Origin of the sequence: Paractinoplanes lichenicola, from assembly GCF_016785085.1 — a bacterium.
In the GTDB taxonomy this organism is placed as follows: Bacteria; Actinomycetota; Actinomycetes; order Mycobacteriales; family Micromonosporaceae; genus Actinoplanes; species Actinoplanes lichenicola.
In genome coordinates this window covers 808,099-816,881 of record NZ_JAENHO010000004.1, presented here as the reverse complement: position 1 = coordinate 816,881, position 8,783 = coordinate 808,099, and the positions used below count along the sequence as shown (strand labels likewise).

The following is an 8,783-nucleotide window of genomic DNA, read 5'->3' as shown; positions in this document are numbered from 1 at the left end:
TCGCCAGCAACGCCTGCGCCTCGATCGGATCACCCAACCGCGTACCCGTCCCATGCGCCTCCACCACATCGACATCCGCGGCACCCACCCCCGCATCCGCCCACGCAGCCCGAATCACCCGCTCCTGAGCAGGACCACTCGGCGCCGTCAAACCATTCGACGCACCATCCTGATTAATCGCCGAACCACGAATCACCGCCCACACCCGACGACCACGACGCCGCGCATCCGACAACCGCTCCAACACCAAAACCCCAGCACCCTCAGAAAAACCCGTACCATCCGCCGCATCCGCGAACGCCTTACAACGCCCATCCACCGACAAACCACGCTGACGGCTGAACTCGCGGAGCACCTGCGGCGTAGCCATGACCGTGACGCCACCGGCCAGCGCGAGATCACATTCGCCCTGGCGCAGCGAACGCACCGCCTGGTGCACCGTGACCAGCGACGACGAGCACGCGGTGTCGGTCGAGACGGCCGGGCCCTCCAGGCCCAGGGCGTAGGACACCCGGCCGGAGGCGACGCTCGCCAGCGAGCCGAGCTGCCCGTAGCCCGAGATGACCTCGGGGGTGGAGAAGTGGTTGCCGTAGCCGAAGTAGGCGAGGCCGGCGAAGACGCCGGTGCGGCTGCCGCGCAGGGTCTTCGGGTCGATGCCGGCCCGCTCCAGCGACTCCCAGGAGATCTCCAGGAGCAGTCGCTGCTGCGGGTCGGCGGCGAGCGCCTCGCGGGGGTTGATGCCGAAGAACTCCGCGTCGAAGTCGCCCGCCTCTCCGAGGAAGCCGCCGGTACGCGTGTAGCAAGTGCCCGGCTTGTCGGGATCCGGGTCGTACAGGGCGTCCAGGTCCCAGTGCCGATCGTCCGGGAAGTCCGACAGGACGTCCGCCTCCGACTCGACCAGGTCCCACAGCGCCTCCGGGGTGGCGGCGCCGCCCGGGTAGCGGCAAGCGACGCCGACCACCGCGATCGGCTCGCCGGCCGCCTCGGTGAGTTCGCGCAGGCGCTTTCGCGTCTCCATCAGCTCGATCGATGTCCGCTTGAGGTAGTCGAGGACATCGGCGTTGTTGTCGTTGGTCATCGTTCTCCCCTAGCCGAGCTCGTTGTCCAGCAGCGCGAGCAGTTCTCCCGCCGAGGCCGAACTGATGCGATCGGTGATGCCGACCGGTGCCGCCGCACTCGCCTTCGCCGCCACCCGGCCACGCAGCTCGCCCAGCAGTGTGGAAATGGCCGCCTGTTCATCGGACGTGAGCTCGAGGCTCGCCTCGTCCAGGCGATTGCCCAGCGCCGCGATCTCGGTCGTCAGCCGGTCGGCCACGGATTCAGCCGGCGCCGCGGTGTCCGGAACGAGCCACGTGAGCAGGAACTTCGTAAGCGCCCGCGGGTTGGGGTGGTCGAAGACCATGGTGGCGGGCAGTTTCCGGCCGAGCGCCGCGGACAGTCTGTTTCGCAGCTCCAGCGCGGTGAGCGAGTCGATGCCCAGCTCCTTGAACGTCGAGGCGGCACCGGTCGCGCTGATGTCGGCGTGGCCGAGCACCGCCGCGGTCTGCGTGCGGACCACTTCGAGCAGGACCTTCTCCGCCTCCGCCGGTGGCAGCGAGGTCAGCCGCTGTTCGAGACCTTCCTGTGCCGGTTCCTCGGTCGTCTCCGTTTCGCCGCTGCCCGCGAACAGCTCCCGCACCAGAGGCGAGATCAGCCGGTCGGCGCCGGCCGGTTGCTGCAGGCGCGCGGGCACCAGCACCGCCCGGCCCGCCGCCTCCGGCCCGAACGCCGTGTCGAAGAGCGCGAGGCCGTCCTGCGTGGACAGCGGAACTATGCCCTGGCGGCGCAGCCGCACCAGGTCCGCCTCGCCCAGATCCGCGACCATCTCGCTGCGCTCCGCCCAGAAGCCCCAGCAGAGCGCGGTGGCGGGCAGTCCTTCGGCGCGGCGGGCCTCGGTCAAGCCGTTCAGGAAGCCGTTCGCCGCCGCGTAACCGGCCTGCCCGGCAGTGCCGAGCACGCTCGCGATCGAGGAGTAGAGCACGAACGCTTGGAGGTCCAGCTGCCTGGTCAGCTCGTGCAGGTGCCAGGCGCCGCGGACCTTCGGCGCCAGCACCGCGTCGACCCGATCCGCGCTGAGCGTCTCGACGGCACCGTCGTCCAGGACGCCCGCGCAGTGGATCACGGCGCACAGCGGGTGTTCGGCCGGCACCGACGCGATCAACTCGGCGACGCTGTCGCGGTCGGTGATGTCACAGGCCACGATCTCGGCCTCCGCACCCGCCTCGGCCAGCGCCGCCCGCAGGTCGGACGCGGCCGGCGCGGCCGGGCCGCGTCGGCTGGTCAGGACGAGCCGGCGCACGCCGTGCCGCTGCACCAGGTGCCGGGCGAGCATCGCCCCGAGCCCGCTGGTGCCGCCGGTGATCAGTACCGTGCCGGAGTTCGGGAACGCGCCGGCGCTCGCCGGGACAGCGGCACGGACCAGCCGCGGCGCACTCAGCACGCCGTTGCGGATCTTGATCTGGTCCTCGCCGGTCTCGGCCGCGATCGGGACGCGGTCCCACGACCCTGGCCGGCCGTCGGTGTCGACGAGGGTGATCCGGCCGGGGTTCTCGGTCTGCGCGGAGCGTACGAATCCCCAGATCGCGGCCGCGACCGGGTCGGGGTGTGAGACGTGGTCGTCGCGGAACGCGTCCCGTGTCACCAGGACCAGTCGCGCGTCGGCGAACCGGTCGTCCGCGAGCCAGTCCTGCGTGACCCGCAGTACGTGGTGCAGGTGATGTTCGACCGCGGCGGGCGTGCCGGTGCCGGGCGACCCCGTCGGGCCGACCGGGACGATGACGACCGGCGGCACCTCGACGAGTCCGCCGAGATCGGCGACCGTCACGTTGCCGCGCACCGTCGAGGCGTCGGCCGGTGTCGGCCGGGAGGCCCACGTGACGTGGTACAACGGCTGGTCCGGCACGGTCGTGGAGTGCGATTCGTGCGGCGTGTTCAGCCAGTAGCGCTGGTGCTGGAACGCGTACGTCGGCAGCTCTGCCCACCGTCCGTCCCGCACCGGCAAGACCGTGTCCCAGGACACGGGCCCACCGGCGACGAACAGCTCGGCCATCGACCGGAACAGGCGATCGAGACCGCCCTCGTCACGGCGCAGTGTTCCCACCACCGTGGCCGCGGCGTCCGCGCTGTCCAGCGTCTGTTCCAGGCCGAGGGCCAGCACCGGGTGGGCCGACGCCTCGATGAAATAGCGGAAGCCCTGCTCGGCGAGGGACCGGACGGACTCCTCGAAGCGGACCGTCTGCCGCAGGTTGGTGTACCAGTAGCCGGCGTCGAGCCGCTCCGGGTCGAGCCAGCCGGCCGTGACCGTCGAGAAGAACGGGACCGCGGACGCCTGCGGGGTGAGCCCTGCCAGCAGCCGGGCCAGCTCGCCGCGAATGTCCTCTACGGAGGCAGAGTGTGAGGCGTAGTCGACCGGGACGCGGCGGGCCCGCGAACCGTCGGCCTCGCATGCGGCCAGCAGCGCGTCCAGCTCGGCCACGTTGCCCGAGACCACCACCGACGCCGGACCGTTGATCGCGGCGATGGACAGGCCCTCCGTCAGGCGGGCACGCACGGCGTCCACCGGCAGCCCGACCGACACCATTCCCCCGCGGCCGGACAGCGCCAGGATCGCCTTCGACCGCAGCGCGACCACCTTCGCCGCGTCCTCGAGAGTCAGTGCGCCGGCGACACAGGCGGCGGCGATCTCCCCTTGCGAATGGCCGATGACGGCCGCGGGCTGGACGCCGCACGAGCGCCAGACCTCGGCCAGCGACACCATGACGGCCCACAGCACGGGCTGCACGACGTCCACCCGCTTCAACGCCTCGGCGTCGCCCAGGACATCGGACAACGACCAGTCGACGTACGGTGCGAGCGCGTCGGCGCACTCACGCATGCGGCGCGCGAACACGGGCGAGGACTCCCACAGCTCTCGTCCCATGCCCGCCCATTGCGAACCCTGGCCCGGGAAAACGAAGACGGTCTTCCCGCCGAGCGTCGCGACGCCGGACACCGGGCCGTTCCCGTCGGCCGCCGCGATCGCGGTCAGACCCGCGAGCAACTCGTCGCGACTGTTTCCGACCACGACGGCGCGATGTTCCAGCAGCGCCCGGGTCGCCACCAGCGCATGCCCGATCTCCGCCGGGGAGGCCTCGGTGACGAGGTCACGCAGCTTGGCCGCCTGCTCCCGCAGGGCCGGCTCCGATCGAGCGGAGAGCACCCACGGCACCACCGCCGGCCCGTCGGCAACCGGGCCGGCGGTGGTGGGGGACGCGTCGATCGACACGTCGGCGGGAGCTTCCTCCAGGATCAGGTGTGCGTTCGTCCCGCTGATGCCGAAGGCGGAGACACCGGCCCGGCGCGGCCGACCCCCATCACCGACCCACTCCCGCGCCTCGGTCAACAACTCCACCGAACCCGCCGACCAATCCACAAACGACGACGGCCGATCCACATGCAACGTCCGCGGCAACACCCCACGCCGCAACGCCATCACCATCTTGATCACACCAGCGACACCCGCCGCCGCCTGCGTATGACCGATATTCGACTTCAACGACCCCAACCACAACGGCGAACCCGCCACCCGACCCTGCCCATACGTCGCCAGCAACGCCTGCGCCTCGATCGGATCACCCAACCGCGTACCCGTCCCATGCGCCTCCACCACATCGACATCCGCGGCACCCACCCCCGCATCCGCCCACGCAGCCCGAATCACCCGCTCCTGCGCAGGACCACTCGGCGCCGTCAAACCATTCGACGCACCATCCTGATTAATCGCCGAACCACGAATCACCGCCCACACCCGACGACCACGACGCCGCGCATCCGACAACCGCTCCAACACCAAAACCCCAGCACCCTCAGAAAAACCCGTACCATCCGCCGCATCCGCGAACGCCTTACAACGCCCATCCACCGACAAACCACGCTGACGGCCGAGCTCGACGAGCACTCCGGGCGTGGGCATGGTGGAGACGCCGCCGGCCAGCGCCAGCTCGCATTCGCCGGAGCGCAGCGACCGCACGGCCTGGTGGACGGCCGCGAGCGACGACGAGCACGCCGTGTCGATCGAGACGGCCGGGCCCTCCAGGCCCAGGACGTAGGCCACCCGGCCCGCGGCGACGCTGGTGTACGAGCCGGTGAGCGCGTACCCCTCGATCTCGCTGGCCGCGTCGCTGCCCATCCGGGGGCCGTAGTCGACACCGTAGAGACCGGTGAAGACGCCGGTGTTCGTGCCGCGCAGCCCGCCCGCGTCGATGCCCGCCCGCTCCAGCGCCTCCCACGACACCTCGAGCATCAGCCGCTGCTGCGGGTCCATCGCCCGCGCCTCGCGCGGGCTGATCCCGAAGAACGGTGCGTCGAAACCCGCGAGGTCCGACAGGAAACCACCGGATTGCGGGTATGTGGTCCCGGTCGCCTCGGTGTCCGGGCCGGAGAGCGTCGTCATGTCCCAGCCGCGGTCGAGCGGGAGGTCGGTCATCACGTCCGCCCCGCCGGAAACGATCTCCCACAGGTCCTCCGGTGAGGCGGCGTCGCCGGGAAGACGACACGCCACGCCGACCACCGCGATCGGCTCGCGAGCGGATTCCTCCAGCTCACGCACCCGGTCCCGCAGCGACTGGGCGTCGCTCACGGCGCGTCGCAAGTAGGACCGGAGCTTGTCGAGTTCCTCCACCAGGGGCCTCCCAAATTGGCGGGACAGAGAACGGTTGGGGTTACGCGTAGCCGCGGTCGATCAGCGCGAACAGCTCGTCGTCGGGACTCGCCGTCCCGGCCGGCTCCGCCGGCGCCGGCGCTTCCGGTACGACCAGGGCGAACACGTGACGGGCGAGGGCCTGCGGTGTGGGGTAGGTGAACGCCACTGTGGCGGAGAGCCGCACCCCGGCCGCGGCGGCGAGCCGGTTGCGGAGCCCGACCGCCAGCGACGAGTCGAGCCCGAGGTCCCGGAAGGTCTCGGCCGCACGCGCCGCGATGTCGTTCGGCCGCAGGTCGCTGCCCTTGGTGCTGAGCATCGTCACCGTCTCGGCGCACACCAGGTCGAGCACGGCGGATTCCGTGTCCAGCGCCGGGCCGGCCGCCCGCTCGGGCTCGGCCTCGGTCGCGGAAAGCCAGTACCGCTGCCGCTGGAACGGGTAGGTCGGCAGCGCGACCCGGCGCGCCGGACGGCGGTCCGCCGTCGCGGCCCAGTCGACGGGCAGTCCGCGGGCGAACAGCTCGGCCAGCGACGTGAGCACCGTGCGCAGGCCGCCGTCGTCACGCTGGAGCGTGCTCACCACCACGGGAGAGACGCTCAGCGCGTCGGCGGTCTCGGCCATCGCCAGCTGCAGCACCGGGCGCGGGCTGACCTCGACGAAGACGCTGCCGGGCGTGCCCATCAGCTGCTCGACCACCTCGGCGAAGCGCACCGGTGAGCGCAGGTTGGCGTACCAGTGCGCGTTGTCCAGCCCCCGGGTGTCGAACCGCCCGCCGGTGACCGTCGAGTAGAACTCCATCGCCGTCTCGATCGGCGCGACGCACGCGGTGTCCGCGAGCAGCCGGTCCCGCAACGGCTCGAGGTAGTGCGAATGGCCGGCCAGGTCGACTTTGACGCGGCGCACCCGGACACCCTCGGCGGCGGCCAGCTCGGCGAACTCGTCGAGGGCCGGCGTCTCTCCGGAGACGACCACGGATGCCGGGCCGTTGAGCGCGGCGATCGACAACCGCCCCGGCCACCGCGCCAGCCGGTCCCGCACCCAGGACGCGGGCGCGCCGACCGCGCTCATCCCGCCGCTGCCGGCGAGTGTGGCCATGCCCCGGCTGCGGACGGCGACGATCCGCGCGGCGTCGGCGAGCGAGAGAGCGCCCGCGACGTACGCCGCGGCGACCTCGCCCTGCGAGTGCCCGACCACGGCGTCGGGCACGACACCGAGCGAACGCCACAGCGCCGCCAGCGACACCATCATCGCGAACAGCGCGGGCTGAACGACGTCGATCCGGTCCAGCGATGCCGCCCCCTCGGCCCCGGTGACCACGTCGGTCAGGGACCAGGAAAGCCACGGCTCGAAGGCGTCCGCGCAGTCGTCGATCGCGCGGGCGAAGACCTCGGACTCGCCGTACAGCTGCTTTCCCATGCCCAGCCATTGGGAGCCCTGACCGGGGAAGACCAAGACGATCTTCCGGCTCGGTGCGCCGGCCACGCCCTGCACCACCTGGGCCGAGCTCAGCCCGGCGGCGACCAGGTCGAGGTCGGCCAGCGCCGCCGCACGGCCGTCGCTGAGCAGCACCGCCCGGTGGTCGAAGAGGGTTCGGGTCGAGGTGAGCGAGCGCGCCACGTCGGCGTGGGTGAGCGACGAGTCCGCGGCAACGAACTCACGCAGCCTGGCCGCCTGCGTCCGCAGCGCCTCCGCCGAGCGCGCCGAGAGCACCCAGGGCAGCGTCCCGGCGACCTCCTCGGTGGTCGCCGGTCGGCCGGGGGCCTGCTCCAGGATGACGTGCGCCGTGGTGCCGCCCATGCCGAACGACGACACACCGGCCCGGCGCGGGCGGCCGGGCGATCCGGGCCACGGCCGGGCGGCGCCGAGAACCTCGAAGTCCCGGGCGAAGTCGGCGACACCGGTGTTCGGCGACCGGAAGTTCCGGCTCGGCACGAGGAAGCCACGGTCGACGCAGAGCGCCGCCTTCACGAAACCGACGATGCCCGCGGCCGGCTCCAGGTGGCCCACGTTGGTCTTGACCGACCCGATCGTCAGCGGGCGGGTGCGGTCGCGGCGGCGGGACACCTCGCGCAGGCCGGCGAGCTCCGCCGGATCGCCCAGCCGGGTGCCGGTGCCGTGCGCCTCGACGTAGTCGACGTCGGCGAAGGCGACACCCGCCCGGTCGAGCGCGGCCAGCGTCGCCGCGGCCTGCCCGGTGGGGCTGGGATCGGGCATCCGGCTGGTGGCTCCGCCGTTGGCGACACCCCAGCCACCGATCGCCGCATAGATGTGATCGCCGTCGGCGACGGCGAGGTCCAGCCGCTTGAGCACGACGAAGGCGCCGCCCTCGCCCCGCACGAAGCCGTTGGCCCGGTCGTCGAAGGTGTAGCAGTGGCCGTCGGGCGACAGCGCGCCCAGGTTGGCCAGGGCGAGACCCGCGTCCGGGTCGGTGATCAGGTGCACCCCGCCCACGATCGCCGTGTCGACCGCCCCGCTGCGGAGCCGCTCGCAGGTCAGCGCCAGCGACACCAGCGAGGACGACTGGCCGGAGTCGGCGCAGAAGCTCATCCCGCGCACGTCGAACAGGATCGAGATCCGGTTCGCGATCAAGGCGCCGCTCGACCCGAGCGCGGCGTAGTGGTCGTCGCGGTCGCTGCCGGACATCTTGCGCAGCAGGTCGTACCCGGAGGGCGCGGTGCTGACCACGACGTCGATCTCGCGGCCCGCGAGCGTGGCGGCCGGGATCCGTGCGTCCTCGACGGCTTCCCAGGCGAGCTCCAGGCCCAGCCGCTGGGTGGGGTCCATGGCGGCCGCCTCCGCGGCGCCCGTGCCGAAGAAGGAAGCGTCGAACCCGTCGATGGCGTCGAAGAACGACCCCGTACGCAGGGTGGCCGCGTCGGGGTGGGCTGATGCCTGCCCGCCGGCTTCGCGCCGCTCGGGGAACCTCCCGACTGTCGACTCGCCGTCGTGGAGCAGCCGCCAGAACTCCGCCAGGCTCGATACGCCCGGAAAGCGGCACGACATTCCCACGACCGCGATGCCGGCTCCTGCCTCACCCATGCTTCTGCTCCATCCTTCGCGTACGGC

Annotated in this window: 3 protein-coding genes; all 3 read right to left on the bottom strand. The window is 72.0% G+C overall.

The genetic code is table 11. The features are described 5' to 3' along the window. Positions 1–1,078 (bottom strand): beta-ketoacyl synthase N-terminal-like domain-containing protein (locus tag JKJ07_RS17310; protein WP_202992571.1); only part of this gene is annotated, 1,078 nt, incomplete at its 3' end. A gap of 9 nt (positions 1,079–1,087) precedes the next feature. Then, positions 1,088–5,698 (bottom strand): SDR family NAD(P)-dependent oxidoreductase, encoded by a 4,611-nt coding sequence (locus JKJ07_RS17305; protein WP_307834302.1) that lies wholly within the window; start codon positions 5,696–5,698, stop codon positions 1,088–1,090. A gap of 40 nt (positions 5,699–5,738) precedes the next feature. After that, on the bottom strand, positions 5,739–8,756 hold the full coding sequence (locus JKJ07_RS17300) for a type I polyketide synthase (RefSeq protein WP_236029022.1): 3,018 nt from the start codon (positions 8,754–8,756) through the stop codon (positions 5,739–5,741). Positions 8,757–8,783: the final 27 nt, after the last annotated feature.

What these genes read in the sequence shown, in the direction of transcription:
- JKJ07_RS17300 (WP_236029022.1), bottom strand. Translation starts at nt 8,756, where the DNA reads ATGGGTGAGGCAGGAGCCGGCATCGCGGTCGTGGGAATGTCGTGCCGC.